General features: G+C 63.0%; 17 protein-coding genes. 7 read left to right on the top strand and 10 right to left on the bottom strand.

Features of this window, described 5'->3' with window-relative positions; translation table 11 throughout:
- Positions 1 to 54 precede the first annotated feature (54 nt).
- From rssC to Q6A48_RS07940, 3 genes are all read right to left on the bottom strand, one after another.
- The gene (rssC, locus tag Q6A48_RS07950) at positions 55 to 543 is read right to left on the bottom strand and encodes an anti-sigma factor antagonist RssC (RefSeq protein WP_003183367.1); all 489 of its coding nucleotides are present in this window, start codon (positions 541 to 543) and stop codon (positions 55 to 57) included.
- Positions 543 to 1,724 carry a two-component system response regulator RssB gene (rssB, locus tag Q6A48_RS07945; RefSeq protein WP_304553316.1) on the bottom strand — a complete coding sequence of 394 codons (1,182 nt, stop codon included), beginning with the start codon at positions 1,722 to 1,724 and terminating at the stop codon, positions 543 to 545. The genes rssC and rssB overlap by 1 nt, the downstream gene beginning before the upstream one ends.
- Positions 1,725 to 2,070: 346 nt before the next feature.
- The gene (locus Q6A48_RS07940; protein ID WP_304553315.1) at positions 2,071 to 2,760 is read right to left on the bottom strand and encodes an MlaA family lipoprotein; all 690 of its coding nucleotides are present in this window, start codon (positions 2,758 to 2,760) and stop codon (positions 2,071 to 2,073) included.
- Positions 2,761 to 2,962: 202 nt separating this feature from the next.
- On the opposite strand from Q6A48_RS07940, the gene pcrP reads away from it, so the two are divergent.
- Complete coding sequence (pcrP, locus tag Q6A48_RS07935) at positions 2,963 to 3,583, top strand: HAD superfamily inactivated hydrolase PcrP (protein ID WP_304553314.1); 621 nt, start codon at positions 2,963 to 2,965, stop codon at positions 3,581 to 3,583.
- Between the two features lie 109 nt (positions 3,584 to 3,692).
- Positions 3,693 to 3,959, top strand: coding sequence for a DUF4404 family protein (locus Q6A48_RS07930; protein ID WP_304553313.1), 267 nt, complete (start codon positions 3,693 to 3,695; stop codon positions 3,957 to 3,959).
- Positions 3,960 to 4,121: 162 nt separating this feature from the next.
- Here the strand turns inward: Q6A48_RS07930 and queF are convergent, their stop codons facing one another.
- Both queF and copI read right to left on the bottom strand, forming a co-directional pair.
- Positions 4,122 to 4,952, bottom strand: a complete 831-nt coding sequence (gene queF / locus Q6A48_RS07925; protein WP_304553312.1) for an NADPH-dependent 7-cyano-7-deazaguanine reductase QueF — start codon at positions 4,950 to 4,952, stop codon at positions 4,122 to 4,124.
- Between the two features lie 61 nt (positions 4,953 to 5,013).
- Positions 5,014 to 5,535: a copper-resistant cuproprotein CopI gene (gene copI / locus Q6A48_RS07920; RefSeq protein ID WP_304553311.1), complete on the bottom strand. Its 522-nt coding sequence runs from the start codon at positions 5,533 to 5,535 to the stop codon at positions 5,014 to 5,016.
- A 154-nt stretch (positions 5,536 to 5,689) separates the two neighbouring features.
- On the opposite strand from copI, the gene Q6A48_RS07915 reads away from it, so the two are divergent.
- Complete coding sequence (locus Q6A48_RS07915) at positions 5,690 to 6,370, top strand: heavy metal response regulator transcription factor (protein WP_304553310.1); 681 nt, start codon at positions 5,690 to 5,692, stop codon at positions 6,368 to 6,370.
- Positions 6,367 to 7,722: a heavy metal sensor histidine kinase gene (locus Q6A48_RS07910; protein WP_304553309.1), complete on the top strand. Its 1,356-nt coding sequence runs from the start codon at positions 6,367 to 6,369 to the stop codon at positions 7,720 to 7,722. Before Q6A48_RS07915 ends, Q6A48_RS07910 begins: the two co-directional genes overlap by 4 nt.
- A gap of 178 nt (positions 7,723 to 7,900) precedes the next feature.
- Here Q6A48_RS07910 and Q6A48_RS07905 read toward each other — a convergent pair whose 3' ends face one another.
- The 3 genes from Q6A48_RS07905 to Q6A48_RS07895 all read right to left on the bottom strand — a co-directional run bounded on the left by Q6A48_RS07905 (position 7,901) and on the right by Q6A48_RS07895 (position 11,149).
- Entirely contained in the window at positions 7,901 to 9,145 is a 1,245-nt protein-coding gene (locus Q6A48_RS07905) for a lipoprotein-releasing ABC transporter permease subunit (RefSeq protein ID WP_304553308.1), read from the bottom strand.
- A gap of 62 nt (positions 9,146 to 9,207) precedes the next feature.
- Positions 9,208 to 9,891 (bottom strand): lipoprotein-releasing ABC transporter ATP-binding protein LolD, encoded by a 684-nt coding sequence (gene lolD / locus Q6A48_RS07900; RefSeq protein WP_304553307.1) that lies wholly within the window; start codon positions 9,889 to 9,891, stop codon positions 9,208 to 9,210.
- 7 nt (positions 9,892 to 9,898) lie between these two features.
- Positions 9,899 to 11,149 carry a lipoprotein-releasing ABC transporter permease subunit gene (locus Q6A48_RS07895; RefSeq protein ID WP_304553306.1) on the bottom strand — a complete coding sequence of 417 codons (1,251 nt, stop codon included), beginning with the start codon at positions 11,147 to 11,149 and terminating at the stop codon, positions 9,899 to 9,901.
- A 94-nt stretch (positions 11,150 to 11,243) separates the two neighbouring features.
- Between Q6A48_RS07895 and Q6A48_RS07890 the strand changes: the two genes are divergently transcribed.
- Complete coding sequence (locus Q6A48_RS07890; protein ID WP_304553304.1) at positions 11,244 to 11,840, top strand: PilZ domain-containing protein; 597 nt, start codon at positions 11,244 to 11,246, stop codon at positions 11,838 to 11,840.
- Positions 11,837 to 12,559: a glycerophosphodiester phosphodiesterase gene (locus Q6A48_RS07885; RefSeq protein ID WP_304553303.1), complete on the top strand. Its 723-nt coding sequence runs from the start codon at positions 11,837 to 11,839 to the stop codon at positions 12,557 to 12,559. Before Q6A48_RS07890 ends, Q6A48_RS07885 begins: the two co-directional genes overlap by 4 nt.
- A 42-nt stretch (positions 12,560 to 12,601) precedes the next feature.
- On the opposite strand, the gene sthA is transcribed toward Q6A48_RS07885, so the two are convergent.
- Both sthA and Q6A48_RS07875 read right to left on the bottom strand, forming a co-directional pair.
- Positions 12,602 to 13,996, bottom strand: coding sequence for a Si-specific NAD(P)(+) transhydrogenase (gene sthA / locus Q6A48_RS07880; RefSeq protein ID WP_304553302.1), 1,395 nt, complete (start codon positions 13,994 to 13,996; stop codon positions 12,602 to 12,604).
- A gap of 176 nt (positions 13,997 to 14,172) precedes the next feature.
- Complete coding sequence (locus tag Q6A48_RS07875) at positions 14,173 to 15,219, bottom strand: FAD:protein FMN transferase (RefSeq protein ID WP_304553300.1); 1,047 nt, start codon at positions 15,217 to 15,219, stop codon at positions 14,173 to 14,175.
- 234 nt (positions 15,220 to 15,453) lie between these two features.
- On the opposite strand from Q6A48_RS07875, the gene Q6A48_RS07870 reads away from it, so the two are divergent.
- On the top strand, positions 15,454 to 16,752 hold the full coding sequence (locus tag Q6A48_RS07870) for an MFS transporter (RefSeq protein WP_304553298.1): 1,299 nt from the start codon (positions 15,454 to 15,456) through the stop codon (positions 16,750 to 16,752).
- Positions 16,753 to 16,789 lie beyond the last annotated feature (37 nt).

The raw sequence follows: 16,789 nt of genomic DNA, 5'->3' as shown, positions 1-16,789 counted from the left end.
TATGCGTAAAGCCTTCGTGAACAGGCTCGCTCCCACAGTGGGCGTGGGCATGCCTTAGCCGCCGGGACGCTCCAGGGCGTTCACCAGGTCATGGAACGCTTCACGATTGGAGTCGTTCAGGCCCATCAGGATCTTGTGGGCTTCGAGCACCTTGATACGCACTTCTTCTTCGGATTGGTCTTGGTCCGGCAGGTCGTCCAGGCATTCCGGGCACGGCACGGGATCGCCGACGATGTTGAAGACCTGGTCGAAGCCCATCGATTGCAGGAGGCGGGTGATGTCGTTGTGGGTGGTGACGACCGTCGGCAACAGGCCGACCTTCTGCCGCGACAGGATCGACAACTTGGCCAGCAGGCCCAGGGTGGTGCTGTCGATGCTGCGGGTTTCGGTCAGGTCGATCACGATGGCGCTGAAGTTCAGCGCCGTGAAGATCCGCTCAATAGTCGCATCCAGCGCCGAACACAGGGTCAGGCGCACTTCACCGACAAACTTCAGGACGAAGGTGCCGTCCTGCTCGGCGAACTGGATTCTACCGGTACTCATCAAAGGTTCCTGCTCAACACTAACAGGGCGATATCATCCGGCATCTCCCCGAGCGTGGCTAATCCAAACACTTGGCGCAAGCCTTCCAGGCTGCCACCCGCCGCACTCACCCGCTCGGGCAAGGCCGCTTCTTTCTCTTTGAGTGTAGGTTCTGTCAAAAGATCCAAAATGCCATCAGACATCAGCGTCAGGCTGAACGCCGGCGGCAGTTCCAGCACGTGGTCCTCGTAGGTGGCCTCGTTGAACAGGCCCACCGGCAGGCCACGCCCTTCCAGGTAACGAACACTGTCTGGCGTATACAACACAGGCAACGGCAGGTGCCCGCCGATGCTATAGGTCAACAAACCAGTCTCCTCGTCGATGACTCCACCGACCATCGTGACGTGTTTGCCCAGCTTACAACTGATCAGGCCCCGGTTGATATGCCCCAGGACCTCTGAAGGCTTGAACTCCGGCAAGGTGCCGTTGCGCTTGGACTCGAACAGCAGGCGCGTGGTCATGAACTTCAACAGCACGGTGACGAATGCCGACGACGCGCCGTGGCCGGAAACGTCCGCCAGGTAGAACGCCACGCGGCGTTCATCGACGCGGAAATAGTCCACGAAATCCCCCGACAGGTACAACGACGGGATGATCTGGTGGGCAAACCGGAAGCCATCGACGGTCCACGGGCTGACCGGCAGCATGTTCATCTGCACCTGGCGACCGGCGTTCTGGTCTTCCTGCAGCAGGTTCAGGCTGGCTTCCAACTCGCGGTTGGCGGTCTCCAGCTTCTCGCGGTAGCGCTGGTTCTCCACCAGCAGGCGCGAACGGTCCAAGGCCCGGCGCACGGAGTGTTCGAGCACCGCCAGGTCTTCAAGGGGCTTGATCAGGTAGTCTGCCGCGCCCAGGCGCAACGCCTCGACCGCATCGTTCATCACGCCCGCGCCCGACACCACGATCACCGGGGTCTGCGAGGAAATCCCGCTGACCTGGCGAATGAGTTCGAGTCCGCCCATCTGCGGCATGCGCAGGTCGCAGATGACCAGGTCGGGCTTGTCTTGCTCGAATACCTGAAGACCCTGTTGGCCATTGCTGGCCTGCAGGACGCTGAAACCACTGTCTTCCAAGTAGGCCGCGAGGCTCGCTCGCACCACTTCGTCATCATCGATTATCAGCAGCGTGGCACTGGTTTTTGGCATGTGGGCAAACGGCGCCAGAATTAGGTTGGCGTAGCGGGCCGGGCCGTCTGGCCTTGCACGCACTACTGGATTCGCTTTCTAGCCTCTCTGTCGCACCGGTTCCAGGTCGTTGCCCTGCACGCGGTTTCATCAGAGGTGCCCTTCTAAGGCGCAGACGGTACTCCCATCCGCCGGGCGTTTCAAGCTCAGGCAGATCGCCGCTTGCGGTCTTTATTTGTCAAAGTACAGAGAGTTATAAGAACCGAGCGAAGCGTAACCCAATGGAAGGTCCAAGCCCTTGAACCCGCCGTAAAAACACGAAAGGCGGCCTGTCGGGGGCCGCCTTGCGCTCAATCAGGCATCGTTATCAGAAATCGTCTTCGACCTGGCCGTCCTTGACCTTGAATTCACGGTTTTGCAGATAGGCGTTGCGAATGAAGACGTATTTGTCGCCGCTCACCAGCTTCTCGGCCGACAGCAGACTGGCACGGGTGTCGACGATGTTCAGGCCGAAGATCGAGTTACGCACCGAGACGTTGTCGATATAGCGATAAGGGCCGGTGTAGCTGTCGACGTACTTGGCCGGCGCATCCCGCAGGGTGCTTGGGCCCAGCAGCGGAAGCACCACGTAGGGACCGCTGCCCACGCCCCAATAGCCCAGGGTCTGGCCGAAATCCTCGTCGCTGCGCTGCAGGCCCATCTGGGTGCCTACGTCGAAGAAGCCCAGCAGGCCGAAGGTGGTGTTGAAGATCAAGCGGGCGGTATCGACCCCGGCGGCGGCCGGCTTGGCCTGCAGCACGTTGTTGGCCAGGTTGCCCACGTCGCCGATGTTGCGAAACATGTTGTGGATGCCGTCTTCCAGGAACTGCGGCGTCATGTACTGATACCCCTGGGCCAGCGGCTTGAGCGCATAAGTATCGAGGGTATCGTTGAAGGTGAAGATCGGACGGTTGATGCTTTCCCAAGGGTCCTCTTCCGTGGCGGCCTGGGCTGCAAACGGAACCAGCAGGACGCTGGCGGACAGACACAGCTGAGCGAGACGATGGCTCCAGCGCATAGGGGAAAACTCCTCGGTTTATTCAGGCAAGGGCGCCGAGCCCAGGCGGTAAGGCCGCTAGTATAAGACGGAAAGCGTGGATAGGCAGCATCGAAAAGAGAAGCCAGCCGTAGGACCTTTCCGCCCCCCAGCGCCTTCACGCCCCTGTCACCGGACTGTCATCGGGCCACGTTAGGCTGCGGGTTATTTCAAGGACGTCCCCATGCCCCGCGCCGAAGCCCTACCCCTCCCTGTTCCCGGCCTGACCGCAGTCCTGTTCGGCCTGAGCGGTTGCCTGGTGGACTTCGGGGCCAGGGTGCGGCACCCCGGGGCCAAGCCGGCCGAGCATGGGCAGCCGACGCCTGGGGCACTGGAAAGCCTGCACCACTTGCAGCAGCTGGGCATTCCCTGCGCCTGGCTCGACGACCTGCCTCCCGCGACCAGCCATGCCCTGGCGGGGAGCCTGCCGGCCTGGATCAAACCGCCGCAACTTCCTGCAACAAATAATCCTTGGCCGGCCCCCCACGCCTGTTGGCAAGCGCTGATGGCGCTGAATGTCCAGCAATTGGATGGTTGCGTGCTGGTCAGTGGCGAACCGGGGTTATTGCAATCGGGGCTCAACGCCGGCTTGTGGACCATCGGCCTGGCATCCTGTGGCTCGCTGTGCGGCCTGGCGCCGGGCGAGTGGCAGGCGCTGGATCAACAGGCGCGGGAGTCACGGCGGGCCAAGGCCACCGTGCAACTGTTCAGCCTGGGCGTGCACTCGGTGATCGACCACTTGGGCGAACTGGACACCTGCCTGGCCGACATCAGCCTGCGCCGACTCAAGGGCGAGAAGCCATGACCGGGATCATGCACGGTGCGTGAGGGTGGATTACTCTTAAGGCAAGCCACGGACTTTTGACGCACCGTCGCGGTCCATGGCTGTGCCTATCAATAAAGGGAGTACGCCAATGCCTGCCCGCCGCGAACTGCAAGCACAACTCGATACCCTGCGCGAGCAATTGGACCAGAACCCGCCGCTGTCCGAGCCGGAGCGCGAGAATCTGCATCAACTGATGGATAAGATCGAGGCTGAGATCCAATTGGAAAACCAGCTCCAGGACAGCAGCCTGGTGGACGGCGTGAACCTTGCCGTGGAACGCTTCGAAGTGGAACATCCCACCATTGCCGGGACGTTGCGCCACATTGTGCAGACGCTGGGTAACATCGGGATCTGAGTCACCCGGACAATAAAAGCCCCGCACCATGGCGGGGCCTTTCATTTCCTGCAACCTGAAACGCAATCCAGTGGCAGCGAGCCTGCTCGCGAAAGCGGTAGCCCATTCAACCCCGGGTTGGCCGGCCCCTCGCTTCGCGAGCAGGCTCGCGCCTATAGTAACTTACTGGCGAACCAGGCGCTGGTTGGGCAGTTGCGTTGCCTCCGTGCTGCGATACGGATTGATATCCAACCCGCCACGGCGCACATACCGCGCGTACACCGTCAATTTCTCCGGCTTGAGCAGGCGCTGCAGGTCGAGAAAGATCCGCTCCACGCATTGCTCATGGAAGTCCGAATGCTGGCGGAAGCTGACCAGGTAGGCCAGCAGGCTCGCATGATCCAGCGCGGCACCGCGATACTCCACCGCCACGCTGCCCCAGTCCGGCTGGCTGGTGACCGGGCAGTTGGACTTGAGCAAGTGGCTGTGCAGGCTTTCCTCGACGATGCGCGAATCGTCGCAACGCAGCAGTTCGGGGCGCGGATGCTCGTAGGAATCGACGCGGATGTCCAGGTCATCGATGCACACACCCGGCAACGCCACGACGCCTTCGCGCTCCACGTCCTGGAGGCTGCGAATGCGTACGCCCACCGGCTTGCCGGCGGCGGCCGACAGGTCCTGGCGAAGGGTCGCTTCCAGGCGCGCGACGTCGTCGAACGGCGTCTGGTTCAGGGAGTTGAGGTACAGCTTGAAGGATTTGGATTCGATGATGTTCGGCGAGTCCGCCGGGATCGCGAATTCACCGATGGCCACCACCGGCTTGCCGGACGGCAACAGCCACGACAGTTCGAAACAGTTCCAGAAATCCACGCCCTTGTAGGGGAGGGTCTCGGCCGTCAGCCCCAGTTCCGCCCATTTCGCGGTGCGCGGGATCGGGAACAGCAGAGACGGCGTGTACGTGGCGATGTATTCGCTGGACTTGCCCAGCGGCGAATGTTCGGCTGCGGGATGCATGGCGGAAACCTGACTGAAGAATCAGGCGATTCTACCAGCCTTTGCCGCCGCCTTTGAGTGCTTACTGACTGACCGTCAGGTCCCCCTTCATTCCCGCCTGGTAATGGCCGGGGATGTTGCAGGCGAATTCCAGGCGCATGGCCTTGCTGAAGGTCCAGGTCAGCTCGGCGGTCTTGCCCGGCTCCACCAACACGCTGTTCGGGTCATCGTGGCGCATGCCAGGCGCGCCGTGATCCATGGCGCCATGGCCCATGTCGTGCTTCATGGCGGTTGGCGTCAACTGGCCACTTTGCTGCATCTTGAGCATTTCCTGCTGGTGCTCGGCGTGCATGGCGGCGTTGCCCAGGTTGAACTCGTGCAACAGCCGACCGTTATTGATGAGCACGAAGCGCACGGTTTCCCCAGCCTTGATCTCCAGCGTGGCGGGATTGAAGGACATGTCCCCCATGACCACCTCGATGCTGCGACCGGCCGCGCTCGCCGGTGCCGGCTGGCCGAAATCGAAATGCCCCGGCGATGCCCATGCCGACGCACCGACCATCAACGCGCAGGCCGCCAGGACCCGGCGACTTCCTCTCAACATGTTTCAAACTCCATTGCGATTCAGGCTGTGGGACACTCTATCTCGCCGCGCCTGCCAACCGGCTGACGGCTTGATTACAACTTTGTCAGGTTGCCCCACGGCCCAACCTGCCACGGTATAACCCCCCTCGCCCCAACCCTGTCTTGAGCTGACCATGAAACTGCTGATCGTCGAAGACCAAACGAAAACCGGCCACTACTTGCGCCAGGGCCTGGGTGAAGCCGGCTTCACGGCCGACCTGGTGGCCGATGGGATCAGCGGCCAGCAGTTGGCCCTGACTGGCGAATACGCCTTGCTGATCCTCGATGTGATGCTGCCCGGCCGCGATGGTTGGCAGATCCTGCAAGCCGTCCGCGGGGCCGGCCTGGATACGCCAGTGTTGTTCCTGACGGCGCGGGACGCGGTACAGGATCGGGTGCACGGCCTGGAGTTGGGCGCCGACGATTACCTGGTCAAGCCGTTTGCCTTTGCCGAGCTGCTGGCGCGGGTCCGTAGCCTGTTGCGCCGTGGCGGCTCCACACCCCAGGAAACCAGCCTGCAACTGGCAGACCTGCGCCTGGACCTGATCCGTCGCCGTGTCGAGCGCGCCGGCCGACGCATCGACCTCACCGCCAAGGAGTTCGCCTTGCTGGAAATGCTTCTGCGCCGCCAGGGCGAAGTGCTGCCCAAGTCGCTGATCGCCTCCCAGGTCTGGGACATGAATTTCGACAGCGACACCAACGTCATCGAAGTGGCGATCCGGCGCCTGCGGCTGAAGATCGACGATGAATTTCCCGACAAACTCATCCACACCGTGCGGGGCATGGGCTACGTGCTTGAAGAGCGTGGCCTGTGAGGGCGCGATGGTCGCTGAGCAGCCGCCTGGCGCTGTTGTTCGCCGGCTGCACCGCCGTGGTCTCGCTGTTCGCCGGGGTGCTGTTCAGCCGCGCCAGCGAGGCGCATTTCATCGAACTGGACCAGCAACTGCTGGAAGGCAAGCTGATCGGCCTGCGCCGCGCCTTGCAGGATCTCGATGCCGCGCAGGCCCAAGGCCGCCTGGAGGATGAACTGAGCCGCCAGGCCGACCTGGCGCTGCGTATCAAGGGCAGCGACGGGGTGCGCTGGTATGACAGCTCGATAAGGATTCCGGCTCGACTGCCGGAGCGTCCCGGCCTGTCGACCGTCAACGAAGCGGACAGTGACTACCGCGTATTGAACGCGCCGCTGTACCCCGATCATGCGGATTCGCCGCAATTGACGCTGCTGCTGGACATCACCCACCACCAGCATTTCCTCCAACGCATGCAACGGCTGATCTGGCTGACCGTCGGCCTGTCGGCCCTGGCCACCGCCCTACTCGGTGCCTGGGCGGCCCGGCGTGCCTTGCGTCCGCTGCGGCGCATGGGGGCCATCACCGCCAGCGTCTCGGCCCATTCCCTCAACGCCCGACTGCCCGAAGCGCAAATGCCCGCCGAGCTGGCGGAACTTGCCCACAGCATCAACGCCATGCTCGGACGCCTCGATGACGCCTTTCAACGGCTCTCGGCGTTCTCCGCCGATATCGCCCACGAGTTGCGCACGCCCCTGTCGAACCTGCTGACCCATACCCAGGTCACCCTCACCCGCGAGCGCTCACTGGAGGATTATCGCGAAGCGCTGCACAGCAACCTCGAAGAGCTGCAATGGATGGCGCAACTGGTCAACGACATGCTGTACCTGGCCAAGGCCGACCATGGCCTGTTGGCGCCGAACCGCGAGCCGCTGGTACTTGCCGAGGAAGTGGACGTGTTGCTGGAGTTTTTCGCGCCCCTGGCCGAAGACGCCGGCGTTCGCTTGAGCCGCGAGGGCGATGGCCATCTCGACGGCGACCGCAACATGTTGCGCCGGGCCCTCTCCAACCTGCTGGATAACGCGCTGCGCTTCACGCCCGAGGGCGGCGAAGTACGAGTACGCATGGTCGAAGGCGCTCAAGGGGTGAGCGTTAGCGTGGAAAACAGCGGCGAGGGGATTGCAGCGCCCTTGCTGCCGCGCCTGTTCGACCGGTTCTACCGCGCCGACCCGGCCCGCCAGGAAGGCAGCAGCGAACACGCAGGGCTCGGGTTGGCTATCACCCACTCGATCATCCGCGCCCATGGCGGGCAGATCCGCTGCGAATCAGCCGATGGCTGGACGCGGTTTGTGATCGAGTTGCCAAAGGAGATTAATTAGAAGGCAGCAGAACCCTGTGGCGAGGGGATTTATCCCCGCTGGGTCGCGAAGCGACCCTAAACTCTGGCACCTGCGTTTGGCTAGCAGGTTGAGTTGTCTGTTTTGGGGCAGCTTCGCAGCCCAGCGGGGATAAATCCCCTCGCCACAGAGTGTCCATTTGACACAAGGCTGCGCGGCCTCAGGAATACCGCAACGCCTGCGCCGGCTCGATCTTCGCGGCACGCCAGGCCGGGTAGACAGTGGCGAGGAAACTCAGGATGAACCCGGCCGAGCAGATCAGTATCACGTCGCCGCGCTGCAGCTCCGAAGGCAGGTTGCTGACGAAGTACACGTCGGAGCTGAAGATGTGCTGGCCGCTGACCCGTTCCAGCCAGCCCACCAGCGCGCTGACGTTCAGTGCCGCAATCACCCCGAGCACGCCGCCGATCAGCGTACCGACGATGCCGATCACCGTGCCCTGGACCATGAAGATCGCCATGATCTGCCGGGGCGTGGCGCCGATGGTGCGCAGGATCGCGATGTCCGCGCCCTTGTCGTTCACCACCATGATCAGGGTGGCGATGATGTTGAACGCCGCCACGGCGACAATCATCAACAGCAGCAGGCCAATCATGGTCTTTTCCATTTTCATGGCACTGAACAGGCTGCCCTGGGTGTGGGTCCAGTCGTCGGCCTTGTAGGCCGTGCCAAGGCTGGCGGCGATGTCACCGGAGACCTTCGGCGCGGCGTACAAATCCTTCACCGCCAGGCGCACGCTTTGTACCTGGTTCGGCTGCCAATGCTGCATCTGCGCGGCGTCGGCCAGGTGGATCAGCGCCATGGAGCCATCCAGCTCGGCGCCGACCTTGAACACACCCACCACATTCAGCCGCTGCATCCGTGGCGTGATGCCGCCGGGGGCAGTGCTCACCTCAGGCACGATCAGGGTCAACTTGTCGCCGACGTTCAGGCGAAAGCGCCGGGCGGTGATTTCCCCGATCACCACGCCAAACTCGCCCGGTTTCAACGCGTCGAGACGCCCCTGGACGATGTGCTGGGCGACGATGGACACCTTGCCTTCCTGGGCGGGATCGACCCCGCTGATCTGGATCGGCTGCATCGAGCCCTTGTAGCTCAGCATGCCTTCGAGCTCGGTGAACGGCACGGCGGCGGTCACCTCGGGATTCTTCAGCGCGGCAGCGGCGACCGGCTGCCAATCGTCGATCGGGTTGACCCCGACGAGGGTGGCGTGAGGCACCATGCCGAGGATGCGCGAGCTCATTTCGCGCTGGAAACCGTTCATCACCGACAGCACCACGATCATTGCCAGCACGCCCAGGGCGAGGCCGATCATCGAGGTCATGGAAATGAACGAGACAAAGCGATTGCGGCGCTTGGCGCGGGTATAGCGCGTGCCGATAAAGATCGATAACGGTCTGAACATTCGCGGGGCACCGTATGGAAATAAAAGACCCGGCACCTGCGTCGGTGCCGGGTTGCGGTCGGTCAGATGGGCGTCAGGCAACCTTCCTGCAAGTGCAGGACGCGGTCCATCTGCCGGGCCAGGTTCATGTCGTGGGTCACCACCAGGAACGCGGTGCGCATCGAGGTGCTCAGTTCCAGCATCAGGTCCTGGATGCCTTGGGCGGTGTGGGAGTCGAGGTTACCGGTCGGCTCGTCGAGCATCACCAGGCCCGGCTTGTTGACCAGTGCCCGGGCGATCGCCACGCGCTGGCGCTCGCCGCCAGACAGTTCGGCCGGCTTGTGCTCCAGACGATGCCCCAGCCCTACCCGCTCCAGCAACGCCGTGGCCCGCTGGCGGGCTTCGGGAATCGCGGTGCGGCCGATCAGCAGCGGCATGCAGACGTTTTCCAGGGCGGTGAATTCGGGCAACAGATGGTGGAACTGATAGACGAAGCCCAGGGCACGGTTGCGCAGCAGGCCCCGGGCCTTTTCGTTCAGCGCCGAGAGCTCCTCGCCCGCCAGCCAGACGCTGCCGGTCGTCGGCGTATCGAGGCCGCCCAACAGGTTGAGCAAGGTACTCTTGCCCGACCCGGAGGTGCCGACGATCGCCACGCGCTCACCGGGATGCAGCTCCAGTTGCAGGCCCGACAACACCACCACGGACTCCGGGCCTTCCTCGTAGGATTTGCCCAGGTTGCGGCAACTCAAGATCGCTTTTTCACTCATGCCCGACTCACTCATAACGTAACGCCTCCGCCGGCTGGGTGCGCGCGGCACGCCAGGCTGGATACAGGGTGGCGAGGAAACTCAGGACCAACGCGGCGCCGCAAACCATCAACACGTCATCGGCCTGCAGTTGCGAAGGCAGGTAGTCGATGAAGTACACGTCGGCGTTGAGAAACTTGTGCCCGATCAGGCCTTCGAGGGCGGCGATCGCGGCGCTGACGTTCAGCGCGGCGAACATGCCGACCAGGGCGCCGGCGACCGTGCCGATCACGCCGATCACGGTGCCCTGGACCATGAAGATCCGCATGATCTGCCCCGGCGTGGCGCCCAGGGTACGCAGGATGGCGATGTCGCCCTTCTTGTCGTTGACCACCATCACCAGCGTGGAAATGATATTGAACGCCGCCACGGCGACGATCAGCAGCAACAGCAGGCCGATCATGGCTTTTTCCATGCGGATCGCCTGGTACAGGTTGCCGTGGGTGCGGGTCCAATCCCGGGCGTAGTAACGATCTTCGCCAAGCTGCTGGGCGATGTTCCAGGCAGCGCGTGGCGCCTGGAACAGATCGTCGAACTTCAACCGCAGGCCCTGGACCTGGTCCGGTTTCCAGCGATGCAGGCGCGCCAGGTCCTGGAGGTTGGTCACCCCCAGGTAACCGTCCAGCTCGCCGGCGCCGACATGGAAGATACCGACCACGGTAAAGCGTTTCATGCGCGGGAACATGCCCCCCGGGGTCACGGTGACTTCCGGCGCGACGAAGGTCAGCTTGTCGCCGATGGCGGCGCCGAGCTTGGCCGCGGCCTTGTCGCCGATGACGATGCCAAAGCTGCCGGGCGCCAGGTCATCGAGCCGGCCCTGCGTCATGAAGTTGTCGATGATCGACACCTGCCGCTCCAGCCCGGGGTCGATGCCGTTGAGCAGCACCTTGGACACCTTGCCATTGTTGGTCAGCAGCCCCTGCATCTGGGTGAACGGCGCGACGGCCAGCACCTGCGGGTTCTGCTTGACCTTGGCGGCCAGGCTCGGCCAGTCGCTGATGGCTTCGCCGGTTTCGAGGGTCGCGTGGGGGACCATGCCCAGCACGCGGGTGCGCATTTCATGGTCGAAGCCGTTCATCACCGACAGCACGACGATCATCACGACCACGCCGAGGGCCAGGCCGATGATGGACGTCAGGGAAATGAACGATACGAAATGGTTGCGACGCTTTGCACGGGTATAACGCGTGCCGATGAATACGAAGAGAGGTCTGAACATGTCGGGGCTTGTTCGGAGGGAAAAGGAACGTCCTTGTGGCGGGGGTCACAAACCAGCTTTACACTCAGACCACCGCCGCTACCATGGGTTCGCCATGTCGACATTAGATGAAGAAGATCGCCGCGAATACTACCGTATCGAGGACATGATCGCACTGGAAATTCGGCCCCTCTCCATTCCTGAAGCTGCTGGCCAGGACGTGTTGCAGGATGCATCTCCATTGTTCAACCTGCTCAGCGAACTGCACCTGAGCGAATTCGAGTCACAGCACCTGCTGCGCCAGATCAGCGAGCGCGAACGCAGCATCGCGGCCTACCTCAAGGCCATGAACCGACGCATCGACCTGCTCAGCCAGGTCATCGCCCTGACCGTGCTGGGCGAGATCGGCGAACCGCAGCCGGTGATCATTTCCGAAGGCGGCATCGATTTCCAATACCCCACCCCCATCGCGGTTGGCGCCCACCTGTCCATCAAGCTGGTGCTGATGCCCCAGGCCCTCGGCCTGCTGTTACGGGCCCGGGTGACCCATTGCGACCCCAAGGGCGACGGCTTTGACGTCGGCACCGAATTCGAACGCCCGACCGACGCCCAGCGGCAGTTGCTGGCCCGCTACATCCTGCAGAAACAGGCGCAAGAACGGCGCCTGGCGCGGGAACTGAACGAATCTGGTATCAATAAGGAAGAACCGTGACCCTCATCTATGGCCACCGCGGCGCCAAGGGCGAAGCACCGGAAAACACCCTGGCCGGCTTCCAGGAATGCCTCAAGCACGGCGTGCGCCGTTGCGAACTGGACCTGCACCTGTCCATGGACGGCGAGCTGATGGTGATCCACGACCCGACCCTCAAGCGCACCACGGATCGCCGGGGCAAGGTGGTGGAGCATTCCGCCGCCGAACTGGTGACCTACGATGCACGCAAGGGTGGCCCGGGCTGGATCAAGCCGTGCCCGATCCCACGCCTGGAAGAGCTGTTCGAGAAATGCGATTTCGAGCATTGGCAGCTGGAGGTCAAGAGCGCCTCGCGCACCCGGGCGGCGGCCACGGTGCTGGGCATTCGCGAAATGGCCCAGCGTTTCGGCTTGCTGGACAAAGTCACCATCACCTCCAGTTCCCGGGAAGTGCTCAAGGCAGCCCTGGAGCTGACCCCGGACATCTCCCGCGGCCTGGTGGCCGAGTACGCCTGGCTCGACCCATTGAAGGTCGCCCAGAGCTACGGTTGTGAAATCCTGGCGCTGAACTGGACCCTGTGCACGCCGGAACGCCTGATCAAGGCGCAACGCCAGGGGCTGCACGTGTCGGTCTGGACCGTCAACGAACCCGCGCTGATGCGCAGGCTCGCCGACTTTGGCGCTGACAGCCTGATTACAGACTTTCCCGGTTTGGCCACTGCCACCCTTGGGAAGGGCTGAAATCGGTCTCCCCGGCCGGCTCAGGCCACCGGCCGGAGCCGCTCAAAAAAGCCGGTTGAGGCCGTCGTAGGCGGCGACCCGATAGGCCTCGGCCATGGTCGGGTAGTTGAACGTGGTGTTGACGAAGTACTTCAGCGTGTTCAATTCGCCCGGCTGGTTCATGATCGCCTGGCCAATGTGCACGATCTCGGAGGCCTGGTAGCCGAAGCAGTGCACGCCGAGCACTTCCAGGGTCTCGCGGTGGAACAGGATCTTCAGCATGCCTTGCGGCTCGCCGGCGATCTGCGCCCGCGCCATGCTCTTGAAGAAGGCCTTGCCCACTTCATACGGCACCTTGGCCTGGGTCAGTTCCTGCTCGTTCTTGCCGATCGAGCTGATTTCCGGAATGGTGTAGATACCGGTCGGCACGTCGTTGACGAAACGCCAGCTGCCGTTGTCGACAATACTGCCAGCGGCCGAACGGCCCTGGTCGTGGGCGGCACTGGCCAGGCTCGGCCAGCCGATCACGTCACCGGCGCCATAGATGTTCGGCACGCAGGTGCGATAGTTCTCGTCGACTTCGATCTGGCCCCGGCTGTTGACCTTCACGCCGATGTTTTCCAGGCCCAGGGTATCGGTGTTGCCGGTCCGGCCGTTGCACCAGAGCAAGGCGTCGGCCTTGATCTTCTTGCCGGACTTGAGGTGCAGGATCACACCGTTGTCGACACCTTCGACGCGGTCGTACTCTTCATTGTGGCGCACGGTGATGTTGTTGTTGCTGAAGTGGTAGCTCAGGGCCTGGGAGATTTCCGAGTCAAGGAAGCTCAGCAACTGGCCACGGTTATCCACCAGTTCCACCAGCACGCCCAGGCCGCTGAAGATCGAAGCGTATTCGCAACCGATCACGCCCGCACCGTAGACGATCAGCTTACGCGGGGTGTGACCCAGGCTCAGGATGGTGTCGCTATCGTAGATACGTGCATGGTTGAAATCGATGTCGGCCGGACGGTAGGGGCGCGAGCCGGTGGCGATGATGATGTGCTTGGCCACCAGTTTCTCGACCACGCCATTGCCGCAGACCACTTCCACCGTCTGTTCGTCGGCAAAGCTGCCGGTGCCGAAGAACACGTCGACGCGGTTGCGAGCGTAATAGCCCGTACGCGAGGCCACCTGCTTGGAGATGACCTTCTCGGCGCTCTTGAGCACGTCCGGGAACGAGAACCAGCGCGGCTCACCGATGGCTCGGAACATCGGATTGGTGTTGAACTGCATGATCTGCCGGACCGAGTGACGCAAGGCCTTGGACGGGATGGTACCCAAGTGGGTGCAGTTGCCGCCGACCTGCCGACGGCTGTCGACCATCGCCACCTTGCGCCCTGCCTTGGCGGCGTTCATTGCCGCGCCTTCCCCCGCCGGGCCGGAACCCAGTACCACCACGTCGTAGTTGTAGACAGCCATGCGTACTCCTCAGAACAGGCCGCGCCGCCACATTGGCGCCGACGGCTAAATCATGCCGGCCAGCGGCATGAAGGAACAATTTGGGGCCGATTCACGCGCCCGGCCCACAGTCTATAGAAGCGTCAACGCCGCGCACATTACCCCTTGGTCGCGTCGTAGGCTAGGGGGCGCTGTCATCATTGGGTTTTTTCCCTGCTGATCCGTTCAAACGCATCATTGGTACGGGTGACAAAACGATTGCCATCGCGCAACACGAAAAATACCCCGATGCCATGCTCCTGGGCATAGTCCCAACCCCGTTCGGGCCCGAGAATCAGCAACAGCGTCGATAGTCCATCGGCCATCAGCGCCGAAGGATGAATCACCGTGACTGACGCCAGGTTATGCAGGACCGGTGCACCGCTGTGCGCATCGAAGGTGTGGGAATAGCGTGCGCCGTCCTGCTCGAAATATCGGCGGTAGTCACCGGATGTTGAAACCCCGTAGCCATTGACCTCGATGACGCGCTCGGCCACCTGCCGGTCGTCCCGGGGTTCTTCCAGGGCGACGCGCCAGGCCGAGCCGTCGGGCTTGCGTCCGACAGCCTTGAGCTCGCCGGTGGCTTCGGCCAGGTAACTGTCGATGCCCAGGGCGTGGAGCCGGGCGGCGATCCGGTCGACCGCGTAGCCGGCGGCGATGCTGTTGAAGTCGACCTCCACCGCGGCGTCCTTGCACAAGCGGTCGCCGTCGATGCGCAAATGACCATGGCCGACGCGCTGGCGAACCCGGGCCAAGGCTTCGGCGCTGGGCACTTTCTCCTCCCGCGACTGCGGACCGAACCCCCACAGGTTCAACAGCGGCTCCACCGTCAGGTCGAAGGCGCCGTCGCTCTGCAAGGACAGCTGCTCGCCGACCCGGATCAACTCCAATACCGCGGCAGGCATTGCCTGGCAGTTATTGGCCGGTAGAGCGTTGAAGTGTTCGATGTCCGAGTCGCTGCGGTAGGTCGAGAACTGCCGGTCCACCTCGGCCAGGATGTTTTCCACCTCGGCCTGCACCGTTTTCGCAGTGGGCCCGGCGGAATGTCTGACGTACTGAATCGAATAATGACTGCCCATGGTCGGGCCGTCGAAGCGCTCCAGGGTGTCGCCGTTGCCACAACCCGACAACACGGCAACCACCACAAGCCCAATCCATCGTCCAGTTAACAAATCTTCATCTCCCGTCAAAACCGAGCCGGCCATTATGAACTCCAGCGCACGCAAAAAACCTGTGGGAGCCAATGGAGCCCCTGTGGGAGCAAAGCTTGCTCGCGATGCAGGCGACACGGTTCAACTGCAAGACCGGGTCATCGCTCATCGCGAGCAAGCTTTGCTCCCACAGGCTCCAAGGCTCTCATATTCCCGCAAGGTTCCTGCAAGGCTCTCTCCGGGGCGTCAGCGCTTTCATACAAGATTTGCCAGAGTGAGTAACTACCCATGCCTTCCAACACGAGCAACGGCAAGGCGATTTTTCGCGTTGTCAGCGGCAACTTCCTGGAGATGTTCGACTTCATGGTCTATGGCTTCTACGCCACGGCCATCGCCAAGACGTTCTTTCCGACCGACAGTGCGTTCGCCTCGCTGATGCTGTCCCTGGCGACGTTCGGTGCCGGGTTCCTGATGCGCCCCCTGGGGGCGATTTTCCTCGGCGCGTACATTGACCGCCACGGCCGCCGCAAAGGCCTGATCATCACCCTGGCGATGATGGCCGCCGGCACGATACTGATCGCCTGCGTGCCGGGCTACGCCACCCTGGGCCTGGCCGCGCCCTTGCTGGTGCTGCTGGGCCGCCTGCTGCAAGGCTTCTCCGCCGGGGTCGAACTGGGCGGCGTGTCGGTGTACCTGGCGGAAATCTCCACGCCGGGGCGCAAGGGCTTCTTCGTCAGTTGGCAATCGGCCAGCCAGCAAGCCGCCGTGGTCTTCGCCGGCCTGCTGGGGGTTGGCCTCAATCATTGGCTCAGTCCCCAGGCTATGGGCGAATGGGGCTGGCGCGTGCCGTTCCTGGTGGGTTGCATGATCGTCCCGGCGATTTTCATGATCCGTCGCTCCCTGGAAGAAACCCCTGAGTTCCAGGCAAGAAAACATCGCCCCACCCTGTCGGAAATCATCCGCTCCATCGGTCAGAACTTCGGCATCGTCTTGGCCGGCATGGCGCTGGTGGTGATGACCACGGTGTCGTTCTACCTGATCACCGCCTACACGCCGACCTTCGGCAAGGCCGAGCTGAACCTGTCGGACCTGGACGCGTTGCTGGTCACGGTGTGCATTGGCTTGTCGAACTTCTTCTGGCTACCGGTGATGGGGGCGCTTTCAGACAGGATCGGACGCAAACCGCTGCTGCTCGCCGCCACGATCCTGGCCATCCTGACGGCTTATCCGGCGCTGTCCTGGCTGGTGGCGAACCCCAGCTTCAGCCATTTGCTGATCGTCGAATTGTGGCTGTCGTTCCTGTACGGATCGTACAACGGTGCGATGGTAGTGGCCTTGACGGAAATCATGCCGGTCGACGTGCGCACCACCGGCTTCTCCCTGGCCTACAGCCTGGCGACCGCGACCTTCGGCGGATTCACCCCGGCGGCGTGCACGTACCTGATCCATGTACTGGACAACAAGGCGGCGCCCGGGATCTGGCTCAGCGGCGCGGCGGTGCTGGGGTTGATTGCGACCCTGGTGCTGTTCAGGGGCAATCGGCATGAGCTGCGCACTGCGCGGGCCTCGGTGGCCGGCGGCGCCTGAACGATCGCCATCGCGAGCAAGCTCGCTCCCACAGTCG

The sequence above is a fragment of the Pseudomonas citrullilanati genome (assembly GCF_030580855.1).
Lineage (GTDB): Bacteria > Pseudomonadota > Gammaproteobacteria > Pseudomonadales > Pseudomonadaceae > Aquipseudomonas > Aquipseudomonas citrulli.
The sequence above is the reverse complement of the archived record's forward strand: the minus strand, read 5'-3'. Positions and strand labels throughout refer to the sequence as shown.

Bases quoted from the DNA above. Each gene is read 5' to 3' on its own strand.
- Q6A48_RS07895 (WP_304553306.1), bottom strand. From the start codon at position 11,149: ATGTTCAGACCTCTCTTCGTATTCATCGGCACGCGTTATACCCGTGCA.
- sthA (WP_304553302.1), bottom strand. From the start codon at position 13,996: ATGGCTGTCTACAACTACGACGTGGTGGTACTGGGTTCCGGCCCGGCG.
- Q6A48_RS07870 (WP_304553298.1), top strand. From the start codon at position 15,454: ATGCCTTCCAACACGAGCAACGGCAAGGCGATTTTTCGCGTTGTCAGC.
- Q6A48_RS07930 (WP_304553313.1), top strand. From the start codon at position 3,693: ATGCCTGCCCGCCGCGAACTGCAAGCACAACTCGATACCCTGCGCGAG.
- Q6A48_RS07905 (WP_304553308.1), bottom strand. From the start codon at position 9,145: ATGTTCAGACCGTTATCGATCTTTATCGGCACGCGCTATACCCGCGCC.
- rssB (WP_304553316.1), bottom strand. From the start codon at position 1,724: ATGCCAAAAACCAGTGCCACGCTGCTGATAATCGATGATGACGAAGTG.
- Q6A48_RS07915 (WP_304553310.1), top strand. From the start codon at position 5,690: ATGAAACTGCTGATCGTCGAAGACCAAACGAAAACCGGCCACTACTTG.
- pcrP (WP_304553314.1), top strand. From the start codon at position 2,963: ATGCCCCGCGCCGAAGCCCTACCCCTCCCTGTTCCCGGCCTGACCGCA.
- lolD (WP_304553307.1), bottom strand. From the start codon at position 9,891: ATGAGTGAAAAAGCGATCTTGAGTTGCCGCAACCTGGGCAAATCCTAC.
- rssC (WP_003183367.1), bottom strand. From the start codon at position 543: ATGAGTACCGGTAGAATCCAGTTCGCCGAGCAGGACGGCACCTTCGTC.
- Q6A48_RS07890 (WP_304553304.1), top strand. From the start codon at position 11,244: ATGTCGACATTAGATGAAGAAGATCGCCGCGAATACTACCGTATCGAG.
- copI (WP_304553311.1), bottom strand. From the start codon at position 5,535: ATGTTGAGAGGAAGTCGCCGGGTCCTGGCGGCCTGCGCGTTGATGGTC.
- Q6A48_RS07940 (WP_304553315.1), bottom strand. From the start codon at position 2,760: ATGCGCTGGAGCCATCGTCTCGCTCAGCTGTGTCTGTCCGCCAGCGTC.
- queF (WP_304553312.1), bottom strand. From the start codon at position 4,952: ATGCATCCCGCAGCCGAACATTCGCCGCTGGGCAAGTCCAGCGAATAC.
- Q6A48_RS07875 (WP_304553300.1), bottom strand. From the start codon at position 15,219: ATGGCCGGCTCGGTTTTGACGGGAGATGAAGATTTGTTAACTGGACGA.